Raw genomic sequence first — 17,727 nt, forward strand, 5'->3', positions numbered from 1 at the left:
ACAGGAACGGCGAGACCCGCGAGTCGCCGCCGATGTGCACCGCCGAGGCGGCCGGCTCCAGCCGGGTGGCGAAGCCGTGGTCCCCGGCCCGCAGGCAGTACTCGGTCTCCTCCGAGTACAGGAAGAAGAACTCGTCCCACGGCCCGCAGGCGTCCAGCAGCTCACCGGACAGCATCATCAGCGCGCCGGCCGCCCAGTCGGCCCGGGTCGAGGACGCGTACGCCCGCGGGTCGGTGACCAGTTCGCCCAATGCAGGGAAGCGGCCGGCCCGGCGGTTGCCGATCAGCGCCTCGCCGAAGGCCCGTACCACGCTCGGCTCGCGGCGCAGCGAACGGACCACCGTGGCGCCGTCCTCCTCGTAGAGCAGCGGCACGCTGATGCCGACCCGGTCCCCGTCGGGGAGCTTCTCGCCCAGCGCGTCCAGCAGAGTCCTGGCGCAGCCCGGCCGCATCCGCACGTCCGGGTTGCAGATCAGCGCCGCCCGGATGCCGGCCGGCCAGCCGGCGGTCGCGTCCAGCGCCGCGTTGATGCCGGCCGCGTAGCCGGCGTTGCGGCCGGTCTGCACGATCGTGGTGTCCGGGGCGAGTTCGCGCAGCACCGCCACCGTGTCGTCGGCCGAGTCGTTGTCGGCGACGACCAGCCGCCAGTCCACGCCGTCCATGCCCTGCGGCAGGGAGGCGATGAACTCCGGCAGCACCGCGGCGCTGTTCCAGGTCACGACGAGCACGGCGACAGGGCCGGTGGCCGCGGTCTTGGCGGGCATCAGGACTCCACGAGTTGGGGTGGGGCCGTGCGCGCTGCGGGCACGGCGGGCCGGCCGGCCGCGGCGCGGGCCGCCGCGTCGGCCGGGGGCGGGCTGTCGCGCCGCAGGAAGCCCAGACAGCTGCCTCCGGCGCCGAGCGTCAGGAAGAACATGCCGGCGAACATCGGGAACATCAGCGCGTCGAAGGTCGCACTGGCGACCAGGGCGACCAGCGCCGACGCGAAGAACGCCTGGCCCAGCTCCCGGTCGGACTCGGTGCGGGCGATCCGCCGGACGGCGCCGCCCTGGTGGATCCCGCAGAAGTACAGCGTGAACAGCGCGACCAGCCCCAGCAGGCCCATCTCGGCCAGCGACAGCATGTACTGGTTGTCGGTGTAGAAGTACAGGTCGGGGGTGAAGGTGCCGAACCCGCGGCCGAACAGCGGGCGTTCCTTCAGATACGGCACGATCGCGGAGTATTTGACGGTCCGGGCCTGGGTGCTGCTGTCGGAGTTCGACAGGAAGGTCGAGAACAGCGTGGTGATGGTCCCGATCAGACCGGGCACCAGCACCTTGAACACGCCCACCGACGCGGTCAGCAACCCGATCGCGGCCCACCGCCGCTGCGGCTTCCAGCGCGGCAGCAGCACCAGGACCACGATGGCCGCCCCGATGATGGAGGTGCGCGACACCGTCAGCGGCAGCGCGCCGCCCATCAGGGCCACCGGCCCCCAGCGGCGCAGCGCACTCGCGCCCTTGCGCACCGGGTCGAACGCCTGCTGGACGGCGAAGGGCAGCAGGATCGCCAGCATCCCGCCGAACTCCAGCGGCTGGGCGGTGGTGGAGCGCGGCCGGACGAACGAGCCGCGGTCCAGCGTGGTGACGCCGGCGACACTGGAGTTCAGGCCCGGGATGTGGATGGAGTCGGCGATGTTCGTGGCGAAGAAGAAGTCGTAGTAGCCGATGGCGGCCACCACCGTGCCCATCACGATCATCCGCCGCATCAGCGTGTCCAGCCGGTCCCGGTCCTGGATGCCCGCCGAGGCCAGCACCACCAGCGCCACCCACACCAGCAGCCCGATCAGTCCCCGGTCGGCGGCCAGCACCTCCTCGTGCGAGCTGCTGCGGGTGGCGTCGGCGACGTAGGCCATCAGTACCGCGGCGGCCAGGACGCACATCACCAGCCGCGGCCCCCTGGTGCCGTACGCCGGGGTGATCCGGCCGGTCAGCCAGCTCGCCAGATACCACAGCAGGCCCAGCAGCGCGAAGACGTTCGCCGGGGTGCCGACGCCGCCCAGCGCCGGCAGCGCCAGGTTGGACGGGATGAAGAAGGCCAGCGCCAGATAGCCGGTCAGCACCGTGGTGGCGTCCAACGGCCGGCGCAGCAGCCCGCGGCCCGGCAGCATCGGCCGGGACCGGCCCCGCGGACGCGGCTGCGGGATGTTCCGGCGGCGGCGCCGGGCCAGGACGAAGCTCTCGGTGGCGAAGGACGAGAAGAAGCCGGCCGCGGTACCGGCGATGACGACGGCGGCGACCCGCTGGTAACGGGCCTTCATCTGCGACACCGGCGTCTGCGGCAGCACGATCGGCGCCGCGGTGACCTTGTACTGCGGCGCCACCCGGGAGGCCGACTGGAGCGCCTGCAACTGCTCGCCGGCGAACTTCGTCAGCGTCTCGGTCTCCTTGAGCACCTTGTCGCGATCGGTGCCCGACACACCCAGCCCGACCAGCGGCCCCGAGGCCTGCGCGGCGAATCCCACGGTGTAGCGGTCGGTGACGCCCATGCCGTTCAGGCTCTTCGCCGCGTCCGCCGACTGCAGCGTCCTGATCAGCACATCGGCGGTGACGACCAGGGAACCCCCCGCGTTGGCGATGGGGTTGCCGAACGTGGGCGCCAGCCTGGCGACCGCCGTGGAGTCCAGCAGCGACACCGAGCTCTGCGAGGCGTACGTCACCGGCACCGAGGTGTACAGGTAGCCCCCGGTGAGCAGGCCGATCAGCGTGATCGGCGCCATCAGATACCAGCGGCGGCGCAGCACCGCCAGCAGTTCGCCGAGTGTCACGGGCCCTCCCCAGGTCCAACGCTTCCGCAAACCGGCGGCTTTCGGGGCGAGATACCCGAACCGGTGGCAGCGGGTCCGACGGCCTGACAGTATCGGTCCCGACGGGAGGAGGCCCGGTGTCCCCTGGTGAGGTCGTCCTCGCACTGCTGCGCCGCTGGTACGTGCTGGTGTTCGCGCTGCTGCTGACCGCGCTCGGCGCCCATCATGTGCTGCGCCCGCCGCGCGAGTTCCTGAGTTCCGCGGTGATCGTCGTCAAGCCGCCGGTCACCGGCAACCAGCCGAACCAGCTGGCGAACCTGCAACCGCCGGTCGCCGCCGTCTCGTACGCGATCATCCAGCAGCTCCAGTCGCCGGCCGGCACCGCCGAACTCGCCGCGGCCGGCGTCCACGAGCGGTACGCGCTGATCCCGCGCAACAGCGGCACCAGCGTCACCCCGCAGTACCTGATCCCCTCGCTGCAGATCCAGGCCCGGCAGAAGGAAGCCGCCGCGGCCGACAACGCCGCGTTCACCATCATCTCGGTGTACCGCCACCATCTGGCGGCGCTGCAGAGCGCCCAGCACATCCCGGCGGCCTCGCAGATGACCGCGGAGCTGCTGGTGCCGCCCAGCTCGGTCGAGCAGGCCGGCACCCGCAGCCGGGCGCTGGCCGGCGTGGCGCTGTCCGGCGGTGTCGGCGGCGTGCTGGCGGCGCTGTGGACCGACCGCTTCGCCCGCCGCCGCAGCGAGCTCTACCGCGGGCCGCGCGCCGCAGCCGCCGTCGAGCCCGCCCCGGCCGTCGAGCCGGTGCCGGCCGCCAACTGACCCGGCGGGCAGGCCCATCACAGTCCCCGGCGCTTCCACGACTGCCACCACAGCCACTCCTGGCCGCGCTCGGCGACCGCGGACAGGACCAGCGGCTGGAGGTAGGGCATGGTGCGCGCGCCGACCCGCTGCCGCAGCCGCAGCGCCCGGTACTCCGGCAGCGAGGCGAAGCCCGGCAGGCAGTCGCGGGCGAACTCCACCAGCTCCTCGACCGGCACCACAGCGGTGCGGCCCCGGTCGTAGGCCCGGTAGGCCCGCCGCAGCGCGAAGCGGGCCAGCCGGGTGTGCACGGTGCGCGACAGCCGCTCGGCATCCGGCAGCCGGTCCGCGCACTTGACGAGCACCGACTCGAAGGCGACCCGGCGCTGCCGCAGGTCGTCCAGCTGCCCGCCGAAGTCGGTGGTGGACATGTTGTTGCCGTGCACCCGGTAGTACGCCTGATCGGCGCCGCGGACGTAGCCCACGTCGGCGTGCGCCGCCAGCCGCATCCACATCTCGATGTCACCGGCGTGCGGCAGCTCCGGGTCGTAGCCGCCGACCTTCCGCTGGAGGCTGGTGCGGACCACGACCTCGGGCGAGGTGATGCAGCCGGTGCCCTCGGCGAACCTCCGCTCCAGCCACCACGGCCCCGGGTAGACGACCTGCCCGGTGCTCCGCGTGCGCGCCTTCGGCAGCGGGCCGCCGTGCTGGAAGCGCAGCGGCCTGCCGTAGGCGAAGCCCGCCTCCGGATGGGCGTCCAGCAGGGCCGCGGCCCGTACCAGCGCCCCCGGCACCAGCCGGTCGTCGGCGGACAGCAGCGCCACGTAGTCACCGTCGGCCCACTCCAGCAGGCCCTCGTTGTACGTGGCGATGTGCCCCCTGTTCTGTTCGTGCACGCGCACTTCGATCCTCGGGTCGGAGGCCGCGAGCTTGCGCGCGGCCTCCGCCGAGTCGTCGGGCGACGCGTCGTCGATGATCAGCACCCGGACGTCCAGGCCCTCCTGCTCCGCCAGGACGCTGCTGACGCAGTCGGCCAGGAAGTGGCCGTACTTGTAGCAGGGGATCACTACGCTGACACTGCTCATCGACGGACTGCCAACCTTCCGTTCCTACAGGGGTGGACTGGGTACTGTCGGTCGCCCGGCAGCGCTCATCGGGTCGGGGACGCGGTCTGGGACGTGGTCTCGGACGTTGTGCCGGTCGGCGCGGGCGGCGGCGGCACCGTGCTGAAGATCGGCGCCACCCAGTAGTTCGCCGAGCCGTAGCTGCCGTTGGGCATGGCCGGGTCCGAACCGTAGTGGTAGAGGCCGTTGGGGCTCGACACCGTGTCGGCCGTGGCGGTCAGCGGATAGGACTGGTGCGCGCCGGCGAAGTACCCGCCGTCGACGGCGTAGTTGCCGTTGGGCGCATGGTAGGACACCACGTAGCTGGTGCCGGCCGTGATGGGCACCGGGTCGGCGAAGGTCATCAGCTGCCAGCCGGTGTCGGTCTCGCTGGAGAAGGTGCCGGTGGCCAGCTGCGTACCGTCGGTGGACCACAGACTGCCGGTGTGGGTACCGGTGTTGCCGGCGCCCTTGTAGAAGGTGACACCGGTGATGTAGCCGTTGATCGCCGACTTGAAGCGGGTGCCCAGCTCCACCGCGTTGGTGTCACCGGTCATGTCCGCGGTGGCCGGCGTCGCGGAGGTCGGCCACAGCGTGCACGGGCAGGTGACCGCGGGCGGGGTGGCGCTGGTGGTGAAGTTCCATGTGGTGGGGGTGGCCATGTGGTTGCCCCACAGGTCGTCCACCTGCACGGAGACGGTGTACGTGGAGTTCAGCGCCAGCTCGGTCGACGGCACGAAGGTCACGCTGTTCGCCGAGGGAGTGGTGACGCTGCCGGGCACGCTGTCGCCGTCGGCGTCCTTGACCGACATCACCAGGGTGCTGGAGTCGACGGCCTCACTGAAGGTGGCGGTCACCGGTGCGGTGATCGGCACGTTCACCGCCGCGGATGTCGGCGACTTGACCGTCACGGCCGGCGGCACGGTGCTCGCCGTCGAGGTGTCCAGTACCGCGTCCACCCAGTAGTTGCTCCCGGCGGAGACCGAGTCGGGGAAGCCGCCGGACGAACCGTAGTGGTAGACGCCGTTGCCGCCGTCGGTGCCGGACGCCAGCGCCGTCAGCGGCGCCAGGCCCGCCGACTTGCCGCTGAAGTAGCCGCCGTCGTAGGAGTATCCGCCGTTCGGGGCGAAGTACGAGGCGATATAGGTGGTGTTGGGTTTCACCGGAACCGGGGTGGCGAAGTTGAGCTGCTGCCAGCCGGACGCGGTCTCATTGGTGAAGGTGCCGGTGGCCAGCCGCTGGCCGCTCGCGCTCCACAGGCTGCCGGTGTGCGTCCCGGTGTTGTTGGGGGACTTGTAGAACCGCACACCGGTGATCGAACCGGCAGCGCTGGCACGGATCTTGACGCCCAGTTCGAGGGCGCTGCCGTCACCGCTGTTCACCGTGGTCGGCACCGAGGTGGCCGCCCACACGGTGCACGGGCACTGCTGCGGACCGACGGTCAGCGGTACCGTGCTGGTCGGGCCGATGTTGACGCTGTCGTCCACCGCGCGGACCTTGATCTGCGGGGTGCCGGTGTCGGTCGGCGTCCAGCTGTAGCTCCAGGAGGTGGTGCCGGTGGCGGCGTTCCATGTGCTGCCGCCGTCGGTGGAGACCTCCACCCGGGCCACCACGCCGCCCACGTCACTGGCGGTGCCGGTGATACTGACCGGCTTCAGCGCCGGCACGGTGGTGCCGAGCGTCGGCGTGGTCACCGTCACCGCGGGCCCGGTGTGGTCGGCGGAGGCGGTGGCCGCGACCAGGCCGGTCTGCAGCGTCTTGGGCTGGACGCCCATGTCCGCGAAGAGGTTCACCGTCGCCTGCTGCATGCGCTTGTCCGCGGTGACGACCTCGTCCTCCGGGTCGCCGGCCGGCACATTGGACAGGCCCCACGACCACTGCACGGTGCCGGAGCCGAACACCAGCGCGCCCGAGGTCTGGTCGCGGAACTCGACCAGATTGTGGGTCGCGGTGCCGTTGCCGTACACATTGCCGTAGTCCTCGCGCAGCTTGCCGTCGGCGATGTCCACGGTGGTGGAGGACAGATCGATCTCGCCGGTCGGCCGGGTGCTGTTGGCCAGGTCGCTGTCCCACTCGTAGCCCAGGGTGCCGACCGGGAAGGTCGCGGTCTGGGTCGGACTCAGGCCGGCCACCGTGGTGTTGCGCCACAGCCGCATGCCGGCGTACGACCCCGGCACGGTGATCGCGTCGCTGCGCGAGCCGTTCACGGTGAACAGCGACCCGGTGAGGATGTTCTGCGGCTGGAACGGTTCGCCCTTGATCGAGCTGCCGGGGTCCAGGAACGCGCCGGTCCACACATGCGGATCCGGATCAGGGATGCCGTCGGGAGCCGCGAACTCCAGCTTGGTCTCCTTGTAGCAGATCAGCGTGCGGTTGGCGGTGGAGGTCCCGTCGATGCTCGGCGCCAGCCGGGTCTTCCAGGAGACCTCGTTGCCGCTGAAGTAGCTCTCCGCCACACCGGCGTGCCGGGCGTTGAGGGCGTTGGTGAACTGGTCCTGCGTCCAGTACTCGTCGTGCCCGGACGACATGAACATCTTGTGGTTCAGCAGCAGCGACCCGTTGTTGGACATGTCGATGCCGGAGATGTAGCTGACGTCGTAGCCGTTCTCCTCCAGCCAGTACAGCATCTCGTACTCGGAGCCGTAGATGCCGTTGTCGCCGCCGATGTCCATCGGCCGGTTGTAACTGACCTGGTAGGCGCGGCCGTCGGGGGCGGGCCCGTTGCCGTCGTACAGATTGCGGCCGCCCCACTTGTTGTACGCCTGCCAGGTCTCGTCGTCGGTCTGCACCACGATGTCCGAGTGGCTGGCGTCGTTGCGCACCACGAACGGGTACGGCATCACGCCGTTGCCGTCGGTCTGGTCGAAGTTGGCGAGGTACAGGCCGGAGACCGCGTCGCTCGGCACCGTCCAGGAGGCGGTCACCGGCCAGTTGCCGCAGTCCTGCAGCCCGGTGTCGTTGGTGGCGCAGGCCAGCGGCTTGCCGTCGGGCACGTCGTCGGTGACGGTGGTGTCGATCGGGCTGCCCGGGGTGCCGTCCTTGGTGAAGTTGGCCGGGTAGGTCGCCGACGCCTGGGCGGCGGTCGAGATCTGCCGCGCGCCGTCACCGCCGTAGTAGCCCAGGCGGTAGACCGAGACGTGGTAGGGCGTCGGCGACTGCACCTTGAACTGCACGGTGTCGCCGGCCTGGACGCTTTCCTTGGTGGGAAAGCCCTGCACGTTGCCGTAGGCGCTCGGCGCGAACCAGTCGTCCATCGGCGTGCCGGGCTTGGAGTTCTCGCACATGACCGGATTGGAGCCGGCCCCGCAGGGATCGGCCGCTGACGCGCCGGAACTCCACGCCAGCGGGAGGACGGCCGCGACCACCGCCGCGACCAGGGCGCACAGGAGGCCCCGGATGAGTCTGCTCTTTCTGTACATCTGTCCCTCTGTGGTTCTCAGGTTCAAGGGCCCGGCTCATGGAGGCGGGAGGAGCGGAGCGGTGACTGAGCACCCGCGGTCGCGGCCGTGGCCGCGGCCGGGCGTCAGCGCAGAGCGGCCGCGAGCGTGTCCACGACTCGCTGCTGCTGATCGGCGGTGATCTGCGGATAGAGCGGCAGGGACACGATCCGGTCCGCTGCCTCCTCGGCGTTCGGGAAGTCGCCCCGGCGGTGACCGAGGTGCCCGAAGGCCGCTGTCAGGTGCACCGGCGCCGGGTAGTGCACGCCCGCTCCGATGCCTTCGGCGTTGAGCCGGCCCACCACGTCGTCGCGGTCGGCGCCGGCGACGCGCAGGACGTACAGGTGCCATACATGCTCGTTGCCGGGCACGGTGACGGGGCGAACCACCCGGCCGGCCGCGGCCAGTTCCGCCAGCAGCGTGTCGTAGCGCTCGGCGGCGGCGCGGCGGGCCCGGTTGCCGTCGGCGAGCCGGGCCAGCTTCGCCCGGAGCACCACCGCCTGCAGGCCGTCCAGCCGGCTGTTGAAACCGGCCACGTCGTGGCGGTACTTGGCGACGCCGCCGTGGTTGGCCAGCGCCCGCACCAGGCCGGCCTGCTCGGCGTCGTCGGTGAGCACCGCGCCCGCGTCGCCGTACGCCCCGAGGTTCTTGCCCGGGTAGAAACTGGTGGCCGCGATCCCGCCGCTGCCCGGCGAGCGTCCGTCGCGGGTCGCACCCTGGCACTGCGCCGCGTCCTCGACCAGCGCCACCCGGGGCGGCAGGGCCGCGGCCAGCTTCGCCGCCTCGGCGCACTGCCCGTACAGGTGCACCGGCACCACCGCGCGGGTGGCCGGTCCGACCGCGGCCAGCGCCGCGTCGGGGTCCATCAGATACGAGTCCGGCAGGCAGTCCACCAGCACCGGGCGGGCGCCGGCCCGGGCCACCGCGCCGGCCGTGGCGATGAAGGTGTTGGCGGGGATCACCACCTCGTCACCCGCCCCGACGCCACTGGCGCGCAGCGCCAGTTCCAGCGCGTCGGTGCCGTTGGCGACGCCCACGCAGTGCGCGACCCCGGCGAAGGCGGCGTACTCGCGCTCGAACTCCTGCACCTCCTCGCCGCCGATGAAGGCGGTCCGGGCCAGCACCCGGTCGAATCCGGCCCGCACCTCGTCGGCGACCTCGGCATGGGCCGCCTTGAGGTCGACCAGCGGTATCTGGTTCATATGACTGGGCTCCCCATCCGTGTCGCCGGCCCCGAGCCGGCAGCGATTCCCTCATCGGTCCCGTCGGCCCTGTCAGTCCCGTCGGCCCCGACCGCCCTGTCGATCCCGCCGGCCCCGGCCAGTTCCCGCAGCGCCTCGGGGCCGGCCGCCCGCAGCCGGCGGGCCGGACTGCCCACCCACACCTCGCCGGGCGGCACGTCACCGAGCACCACGGCGCCCATGCCGATCTGCGACCAGGCGCCGACCGCGCTGTGCTCGCGCACCAGCGCCCCGGAGCCCAGATAGGCGCCGCGGCCGATCCGGCTCCCGCCGCCGACCCGGACCCCGGAGGCGACGGTGGCGAAGTCCGCCACCTCGTCGTCATGGGTCAGCACCACATGCGGCATCAGCGCCACATGCGCGCCGACCCGGACGGCGGCGGTCAGTACGCAGTGCGCCAGCAGCACCGACCCGGCGCCGACGGACGAGGAGTCCGACACCACCGCCGTCGGGTGCACCAGCGTGGCGTACCGCTGCTCCGGCAGGCCCAGCCGGCGCACCAGCCGGGCCCGGCCCGCGTAGTCGCGCGGGTTGCCGACACACACCAGCACCCGGGCCTCGGGCAGGTCCGGCAGCCGGTCGCTGCCGCCCAGGACGGGGACGCCGTCCACCTCCCGGCCGTGCAGGGCCCGGTTGTCGTCCAGATGACCCAGCAGCCGCCAGCGCGGGGCGCGGCCCGCGGCCCGGTCGGCGGCCCGGGTGTCCCGCACCGCCTGCGCCGTCTCGCGGGCGAAACCGCCCGCGCCGATCAGCACCAGCGGCGTGCCGGGCGGCGGCTCGGCTGCCCGCGGGCCACTCATCCGCGTGCCCGCGGGGTGCGTGCGGCGCCGTGCAGCGCCTCGACCACCCGGTCCTGCTGCTCCTCGGTCATGGTGTGGAACAGCGGCAGGATCAGCGAGTCGCGGCTGATCCGCTCGGTGACCGGCAGCGGGCCGTGCGGATGCCCCTGGTAGGCCGGCTCCAGATGCGCGGCCATGATGCCGCGCCGGGCGGAGATCCCCGCGTCGGACAGCACGGCCAGCAGCGCGTCCCGGCCCACCGGGAAGTCCTCGGCGAGCAGCACCCAGTACGACTGGAAGTTGCCCTGCCCGTAGGCCGGATCGCGGACCGGGCGCAGGCCCGGCAGGTCCCGCAGCGCCTCGTCGTAGCGGGCCGCCAGGGCGCGGCGCCGGGCCACCATCGCGTCCAGCTTGCCGAGTTGGACCAGGCCGACCGCGGCCTGGATGTCGGTCATCCGGTAGTTGAAGCCGACCTCGAGATAGCTCTCCAGCACCGGGGTGCTGCTGGCGTGCCGCTGGGCCGCCGAGGCGTTCATCCCGTGCTCGCGCAGCCGGCGCAGGCGCTGCGCCCACGCGGCGTCGTCGGTGGTGATCATGCCGCCCTCGCCGGTGGTCACCACCTTGCGCGGGTGGAAGGACCAGGCCGCCAGCAGCGCGCCCGCGCCGACCGAGGCCCCGCCGATCGTGGAGCCGATCGCGCAGGCCGCGTCCTCGACCAGTGCCAGGCCCCAGCCGGCGCAGCGCTCCCGCAGCGAACGGACATCGGCCGGCACCCCGCCCTGGTGGACGGCGATCACCGCCTTCGTCCGCCCGGTGCGGACCGCGTCCACGGTGGCCGCGGTCAGATTGCCGGTGGCCGGCTCCACATCGGCGAACACCGGCTGCGCGCCGACGTAGCGGACCGCGTTGGCGGTGGCGATGAAGGACAGCGAGGGGACGATCACCTCGTCCCCCGGCCCCAGGTCCAGGGCCACCAGTGCCAGGTGCAGGGCGGTGGTGCAGGAGCTGACCGCGATGCCGTGGCCGGCGCCCACCCGCTCGGCGAAGGCGGCCTCGAAGGCGGCGACCCGGGGTCCCTGGGCGACCCATCCGGACAGCACCGCGTCGGCGGCCGCCCGGGCCTCCTCCTCGCCCAGCCACGGGATCATCACCGGGACGCGGGCCAGGGCGGCTTCGGCGGGCGCGCTCATCGGGTGGCTCCGGGAGCCGGGGCGGCGGTCGCGGAGGGGGTGGTCGCCGACGGGGTGGTCGCGGCGGCGAGTTCCGCCGCCCGCTCGGCCCGCCACCAGTCGACCAGGTCCCGCAGCCCGGTGCCCAGGTCGATCTGCGCGCTGAAGCCGAGCCGGCTCGCCGCCTGCGAGGTGTCCGCCAGCCGGCGGGTCACCCCGTTGACCGCACGGGCCGGGCCGTGCTCCGGCTCCAGGTCCGCGCCCATCGCCTCCAGCAGCCCCAGCGCCAGGTCCCGCAGACTGGTCTCGGTGCCGCTGGCGACGTTGAACACCTCGTCGGTCAGGTCGGATTCGGCGGCCAGCACATTGGCCCGGGCGATGTCCCTGACGTGCACGAAGTCCATCGTCTGGGTGCCGTCACCGAGGATCAGCGGCGGCTGCCCGGCCTCGATCCGCTCCATCCAGCGGATCAGCACCTCGGTGTAGAGACCGTGGATGTCCATCCGCGGCCCGTACACGTTGAAGTAGCGCAGGGCCACGTAGTCCAGGCCGTACATGGCGTGGAAACTGCGCAGCATGCCCTCGTTGAACGCCTTCGCGGCCCCGTAGAACGTGTCGTTGTTGTACGGGTGGTGCCGCTCGGTGGTGGGGAAGGCCTCGGCCAGGCCGTAGACCGAGGCGGACGACGAGGCGATCACCTTGCCGACCCCCTCGGCGGCGGCGGCCTCCAGGACGTTGAAGGTGCCGTCGACCATCACCTCGTTGGCCAGCCGCGGCTCCTCCGCGCACTGCGTGATGCGGATCGCGGCCAGGTGGAACACCAGCTCGGCGCCCTCGGTGACCTTCCGGACGGCGGCCGCGTCACGGATGTCGCCCTCGACCACCTCCACGACGCCGCTGCCCATGGACCGGGCCAGATTGGCCATCCGCCCCCGGACGAAGTTGTCGAGCACCACGACGTGCTGTGCACCGCCGTCGACCAGCTGGTCCACCAGATTGGAACCGATCGTGCCGGCTCCTCCGGTGACCAGGATCTTCTTGCCTCGTACCGTGCTCAACCCTCTTCCCCCCACTGATCTGCTCATGTTGATCCGCTCGCTCGCGGTGATCGCGTCGATCACGCCGGCCGTACGGGATTGCCGGGCCGCCGGGCCGCGCGGACCGTTCCCCTCGGTCCCCGTGGCCGGACGTGCCGGGCGGCCGCGGTGCGGTCCATCCGGCGGCGGCCGGTTGGTCAGTGGCCGGCGCGCAGGCCGACCACCGCGCCGCGGAACTCCAGGCTCCGTGACGCCGCTTCGAGGATGTCCAGCACGCGCAGGCCCGCCCGGCCGTCGGTGAGCGGGGCCCGGTGCTCGTTGATCGCCCCGGCGAACTCGTCGACCATGCTGCGCAGGGCTTCCTTCTCCTTCAGCGCCGGGGCGACCATGTCGCCCGAGCGGTAGGAGATCAGCATCTCCCGGCGCTCGCTGGCGCCGATCTCCTGCGGCGCGGCCAGGTCCACCCCGCGGTCGAACACCGCCAGCCGCTGGGCCGGATTGAGGTCGTCCCAGACCAGGGTGCGCTTGGAGCCGCCGACCATGGTGGTGCGGACCTTCGTCGGCGACAGCCAGTTCACGTGCACATGGGCGATCGCGCCGGTGTTGAGCTGCAGCGTCAGATACGCCACGCAGGCCCGGCCGGCCCCTATCGGATCGGCGCCGTGCGCGGCCACCGCGACCGGCTCCACGTTCTCCGGCAGGATGAAGTCCAGGATCGACAGGTCGTGGGGAGCCAGGTCCCACATCACATCGATGTCCTTCTGCACCAGGCCGAGATTGATCCGCACCGAGTCCACGAAGTGGATCTCGCCCAGCTCGCCGGAGCGGACCAGCTCCCTGATGCCGGCCACCGCCGGGGTGTAGCAGTAGGTGTGATCGCACATCAGGGTGAGCCCGCGGTCCGCCGCCTCGGCGACCAGCCGCGCCCCGTCCGCGTAGGTGGCGGCCAGCGGCTTCTCCACCAGCACGTGCTTGCCGGCCCTGACCGCGGCCAGGGCCACGTCGAGGTGGGTGCCGGCGGGGGTGGCCACCGCCACCGCGTCCACCGTCGGGTCGGCCAGGACGGCGGCGTAGTCGGAGGTGGCCTCGACGGTCGAGTAGCCGCCCAGGACCTTCCGGGCCCGGTCCACGTCGAGGTCGCACAGCCAGCGGAGCCGGAAGGCCGGGCTGGACTGGAAGTTGCGGACCAGGTTGGGGCCCCAGTAGCCGGCCCCGACCACGGCGACCCCCAGTGGGCCGTTGTCCTCGCCCGAGGGCTTTTTCGCGTGGGTGCTGTCCGTCACGGTGTGCGTCTCCCCTTCGTACACGTCGGCTGGCATACCCGCCATGCCCGCACAGCGCGGAAGACGGAGACGGCAGCCGTGTGTCGCCCAGGAGTTGCCCGGCCCACGTTCATGCTGCTTCCCCCCACCCCGATGTGCTGCAACACCCCGCCCGGCACATCGGCGTCCCCACGCCTGCGCCTGACGGAGTGAATGGCTCGTGGAACTGAACCGACCCGGCCGCATCCCCGCGTCCGGGCCCACACGTACTGCGGTGCCCTTGCTGCTCTCGCTGCCCCAGTGCCACGACCGCTCCGGCGAAGCAGCACGCTCCGCGCAAACCGGCCCTGCGACGCCCAATCTAGACCACCGGCCCCGTACTCGGAGGAGACTTGGACGAAACACACGACGACGACACCGTTTCGGGCTGCATACTCAGCCCGTGACGAGCATAGTGATCCCGGCCCACAACGAGGAACGAGTCATCGGCCGGCTGCTGGACGCCCTGCTGACCGGGGACTTCGCGGACACCGCCGGTCCGGCGGCCGGCGCGCCCCCGGACGTCGTGGTGGTCTGCAACGGCTGCACCGACGACACCGCGAAGGTGGCCGGTGCCCGCGCCGGGGTCCGGGTGGTCGAGATCCCGGTTCCGTCCAAGCACGTGGCGCTGCGCACCGGCGACGAACACGCGGCCGGCTTCCCGCGGTTGTACGTGGACGCCGACGTGGTGCTCGGCGCCGCCGATGTCCGCGCGCTGGCCGGCGCGCTGGCCGGCTCGCCGCACCTGCTGGCCGCCGCTCCCGAGCGGGAGCTGCCGCTGGCCGGCTGCGCCTGGCGGGTCCGGGCCTACTACCGGGTGTGGACGCGGCTGCCCGCGGTGCGCGAGGGGCTGTTCGGGCGGGGGGTGATCGCGGTGACCGAGCGGGGCTGGGAACGGCTGGCCGCGCTGCCCCCGCTGATGGCCGACGACCTCGCCGCCTCGCTGGCCTTCGGGCCCGGCGAGCGGCGGGTGGTCGAGACCGCCCGCGTGGTCGTGCACCCGCCGCGCACCTGGGCCGATCTGATCAGGCGCCGGATCCGCGCGGCGGTCTCGACCGCCCAACTGGAGGGCCGGCAGGCGCGGACCGCGGCCGGCGGGGCCCTGACCGACGGCGCCCCGACCCAGGCCGGCCCGGCCCGGGAAGCGGCCCCGGCCCCGGAAGCGGCGCCGCCGTCGGCACGGACCAGCACAGCGGACCTGCGTACCCTGCTGCGCGGGGAGCCGAAGCTGCTGCCGTCGGTCGTGGTGTTCCTGGCCGCCGCCGTCACGGCCCGGCGCAGAGCCGGAAAAGCCATCCGCGACCAGGATTTCGGGACCTGGCTGCGGGACGAGAGCAGCCGCGAGGGCTGATCTCGGCAGGGGGAGAGAGACAGGGGGGAACAACCATGTATCTAGCGGACCGCGCCGCCCCCGCGCGCGCGAACACCGCGCCGGACGGCACGCGCCGCCCGGTCCGGCGGGTCTCACAGGTGGTGCTGGCGCTGGGGGCCGTCAGCCTGATCACCGACATCTCCTCGGAGATGGTCACCGCCGTACTGCCGCTCTACCTGGTGGTGAGCCTCGGGCTGAGCCCGCTGGGCTTCGGCACCCTGGACGGCGTCTACAACGGGGTCAGCGCCCTGGTCCAGCTGACCGGCGGTCACCTCGCCGACCGGGTGCGCAACCACAAGCTGATCGCCGGCCTCGGCTACGGGCTGTCCGCGCTGTGCAAACCGCTGCTGCTGTTCGTGCAGAGCCTCGGGCCGCTCGGTCTGGTGCTCGCACTGGAGCGCACCGGCAAGGGGCTGCGCACCTCGCCGCGCGACGCGCTGATCTCGCTGTCCACCCCGGCCGAGTCGCGGGGCCGGGCCTTCGGTGTGCACCGCGCGATGGACACCACCGGGGCGGTGCTCGGCCCGATCACCGCCTTCCTCATCCTGCGCGCCGCCACCGACGGCTACCACGCGGTCTTCGGCGTGAGTGCCTGCGTCGCCGTGCTGGGCGTGCTGGTGCTGGTGCTGTTCGTGCCGGGCAGACGGCAACTGGCCGCCCAGGGCTTCGGCGGCGTGGCCGACTCGCCCGACCGCAAGCCGGTGAACCTGCGGGAGGCCGCCGCGCTGCTCCGGCTGCCCCGGCTCAGGGCGCTGACCGGCTGCGCGATGCTGCTGGGCCTCACCACCGTCAGCGACGCCTTCGTCTATCTGCTGCTCCAGCACCGCGCGCACATCGGCGAGGAGTGGTTCCCGCTGCTGCCGCTGGGTACCGCCGCGGTCTTCCTGCTGCTGGCGGTGCCCGCCGGGGTGCTCGCCGACCGGGTGGGGCGGCGGGTGGTCTTCCTGGCCGGACACGCCGGACTGCTCGCCGGGTACGCCCTGCTGCTGTGGGCGCCGGCCGTGCCCGCCCTGCCCTACCTGGTGCTGGCGCTGCACGGCACCTTCTACGCCGCCACCGACGGAGTGCTGCCGGCCGCGGTCTCCGATGTGGTACCGGAGGAACTGCGCGGCAGCGGCCTGGCGTTGGTCGGTACCGGCCAGGCGCTGGCCCGCTTCTGCTGCTCGCTGGCCTTCGGCGCGGCCTGGACGGTCTGGGGCGACACCCGGGCGCTGTTCGGCTCCGCGGTCGGCCTGCTGCTGTGCGCGGTGGCGGCCGGCATCGTGCTGCGGCCGGCGAGCGGCCGGCGATGACCGAGCACGACGTGACACCTCCGAGCACCGCGAGGACGACCATGACATCCAAGAGCCGCCTGCTGATCCTGGCCGTGGCGGTGCTGCTGCTGGCCGGCCTCGGCACCGGTTTCGTGCTGCACGCCGCCTCCCAGGCCGACGAGAAGAACAAGCCCCGGCCCGGCGGGCCGGCGGTCGCGGCCGGACCGGTGGCGCTGACCCAGAAGCAGCGGCTGGCCTTCATCAACTCCGCGGCCGGCCCGCAGCGCACCGACGTCGCCACGGTCGCGGCCGGCCGGCCGGGAGGCGCGCGGACCACGGCCGACCTCAAGTGCGCCCGCTTCTACGCGGCCGGCGGCACCGGCGTCTGCCTCCAGTCGGGCCTCGGCGTGGTGGCGCAGACCAACCGGGCCGTCATCGTGGACAGCAGCCTGCACACCCTGCACACCTTCGCACTGGCCGGCACTCCCAGCCGTGCCCGCGTCTCGCCGTCGGGCCATCTGGCCGCCTGGACGGTGTTCGTCGGCGGCGAGTCCTACGGCGCCGCCTTCTTCTCCACCCGCACCTCGATCGTCGACACCCGCACCTGGAAGCTGCTGCCCAACCTGGAGGACTTCGCCATCACGCTGGACGGCCACGCCTACCGGAACGTCGACGACAACTTCTGGGGCGTCACCTTCGCCGCCGACGACGACACCTTCTACGCCACTCTCGGTACCGGCGGGAAGACGCACTTCATGAAGGGCTCGGTGTCCCGCCGTACGGTCGCCTCCATCGGGGTGGACAACGTCGAATGCCCGTCGCTGTCCCCGGACGGCACCCGGATCGCCTTCAAGAAGCGCGTGCTGGCCGGGGCCTCCCTGTGGCACGAGTACGTCCTCGACCTGCGCACCTTGAAGGAGACACCGCTGGCCGAGCACCGCAGCGTCGACGACCAGGCGGCCTGGATCGACAACAGCACGGTGGCCTACGCCCTGCCGAAGGACGGCGACACCAAGAGCACCGACCTGTGGAGCGTGCCCGCCGACGGCAGCGGCAGCGCGCGGCTGCTGATCCCTGACGCCTCCTCACCGGCGCCGCTGTAAGCGGCCGCCCGCCACCGGGCCTGTCCGAGCGCGAGTCCGAGCGTCCGGCCGGGCGCGCGTCCGGCAGCGCGTCCGGTGGTGGGCCCGATGGAAGGCCCGGTTTCGGGTCGGACGCCTGTACGACAGCTGAGTTGCCTGCGCCGACCGAGTTGCCGGTCGGCCCTGTGAAATGCGGTTTTTCCACCCCTTCGACCGGTAATCGGCGGTTCGCCATACTTCGCCACGGCTCATCCCCTTGCGGCACCGCGGCCCCGGGCAACACCCTGGCTGCTGCCAGATCCGTACGACGACCGCACCGTGGTGGTTCGCAGGGCAACCCTCCGGTGCCCGCCGACCGCGGGCGCC

General features: G+C 72.5%; 13 protein-coding genes. 4 read left to right on the forward strand and 9 right to left on the reverse strand.

Going from position 1 to position 17,727, the window contains the following annotated elements; genetic code table 11:
• Both GA0115240_RS20950 and GA0115240_RS20955 read right to left on the reverse strand, forming a co-directional pair.
• A partial coding sequence (locus GA0115240_RS20950) for a glycosyltransferase family 2 protein (protein ID WP_093738466.1) occupies positions 1-763 on the reverse strand: 763 nt, incomplete at its 3' end.
• Entirely contained in the window at positions 763-2,805 is a 2,043-nt protein-coding gene (locus tag GA0115240_RS20955) for an O-antigen ligase family protein (protein WP_093738468.1), read from the reverse strand. The genes GA0115240_RS20950 and GA0115240_RS20955, both read right to left, overlap by 1 nt.
• Positions 2,806-2,921: 116 nt before the next feature.
• On the opposite strand from GA0115240_RS20955, the gene GA0115240_RS20960 reads away from it, so the two are divergent.
• On the forward strand, positions 2,922-3,608 hold the full coding sequence (locus GA0115240_RS20960; RefSeq protein ID WP_093738470.1) for a hypothetical protein: 687 nt from the start codon (positions 2,922-2,924) through the stop codon (positions 3,606-3,608).
• Positions 3,609-3,625: 17 nt separating this feature from the next.
• Here GA0115240_RS20960 and GA0115240_RS20965 read toward each other — a convergent pair whose 3' ends face one another.
• The 7 genes from GA0115240_RS20965 to GA0115240_RS20995 form a co-directional block, all read right to left on the reverse strand.
• Positions 3,626-4,672 carry a glycosyltransferase family 2 protein gene (locus tag GA0115240_RS20965; protein ID WP_093738472.1) on the reverse strand — a complete coding sequence of 349 codons (1,047 nt, stop codon included), beginning with the start codon at positions 4,670-4,672 and terminating at the stop codon, positions 3,626-3,628.
• Between the two features lie 65 nt (positions 4,673-4,737).
• Positions 4,738-8,109: a DUF4082 domain-containing protein gene (locus GA0115240_RS20970; protein WP_093738474.1), complete on the reverse strand. Its 3,372-nt coding sequence runs from the start codon at positions 8,107-8,109 to the stop codon at positions 4,738-4,740.
• A gap of 104 nt (positions 8,110-8,213) precedes the next feature.
• On the reverse strand, positions 8,214-9,329 hold the full coding sequence (locus GA0115240_RS20975) for a DegT/DnrJ/EryC1/StrS family aminotransferase (protein WP_093738476.1): 1,116 nt from the start codon (positions 9,327-9,329) through the stop codon (positions 8,214-8,216).
• Positions 9,326-10,168 (reverse strand): acetyltransferase, encoded by an 843-nt coding sequence (locus GA0115240_RS20980; RefSeq protein ID WP_093738478.1) that lies wholly within the window; start codon positions 10,166-10,168, stop codon positions 9,326-9,328. Before GA0115240_RS20980 ends, GA0115240_RS20975 begins: the two co-directional genes overlap by 4 nt.
• Positions 10,165-11,337, reverse strand: coding sequence for a DegT/DnrJ/EryC1/StrS family aminotransferase (locus GA0115240_RS20985; protein WP_202451589.1), 1,173 nt, complete (start codon positions 11,335-11,337; stop codon positions 10,165-10,167). Before GA0115240_RS20985 ends, GA0115240_RS20980 begins: the two co-directional genes overlap by 4 nt.
• A complete protein-coding gene (locus tag GA0115240_RS20990) occupies positions 11,334-12,374 on the reverse strand; it encodes an NAD-dependent epimerase/dehydratase family protein (protein WP_093738479.1) in 1,041 nt (346 codons plus the stop codon). Before GA0115240_RS20990 ends, GA0115240_RS20985 begins: the two co-directional genes overlap by 4 nt.
• A gap of 176 nt (positions 12,375-12,550) precedes the next feature.
• Positions 12,551-13,672 (reverse strand): Gfo/Idh/MocA family protein, encoded by a 1,122-nt coding sequence (locus GA0115240_RS20995; protein ID WP_093738487.1) that lies wholly within the window; start codon positions 13,670-13,672, stop codon positions 12,551-12,553.
• 385 nt (positions 13,673-14,057) lie between these two features.
• On the opposite strand from GA0115240_RS20995, the gene GA0115240_RS21000 reads away from it, so the two are divergent.
• The 3 genes from GA0115240_RS21000 to GA0115240_RS21010 are packed head-to-tail and all read left to right on the forward strand — an operon-like array spanning position 14,058 to position 17,382.
• A complete protein-coding gene (locus GA0115240_RS21000) occupies positions 14,058-15,005 on the forward strand; it encodes a glycosyltransferase (RefSeq protein WP_093738481.1) in 948 nt (315 codons plus the stop codon).
• Between the two features lie 35 nt (positions 15,006-15,040).
• A complete protein-coding gene (locus GA0115240_RS21005) occupies positions 15,041-16,318 on the forward strand; it encodes an MFS transporter (RefSeq protein ID WP_176725128.1) in 1,278 nt (425 codons plus the stop codon).
• Positions 16,319-16,359: 41 nt separating this feature from the next.
• Positions 16,360-17,382, forward strand: coding sequence for a TolB-like translocation protein (locus GA0115240_RS21010; RefSeq protein ID WP_093738483.1), 1,023 nt, complete (start codon positions 16,360-16,362; stop codon positions 17,380-17,382).
• The last annotated feature ends 345 nt before the right edge of the window (positions 17,383-17,727 follow it).

The sequence above is a fragment of the Streptomyces sp. DvalAA-14 genome (assembly GCF_900091855.1).
In the GTDB taxonomy this organism is placed as follows: Bacteria; Actinomycetota; Actinomycetes; order Streptomycetales; family Streptomycetaceae; genus Actinacidiphila.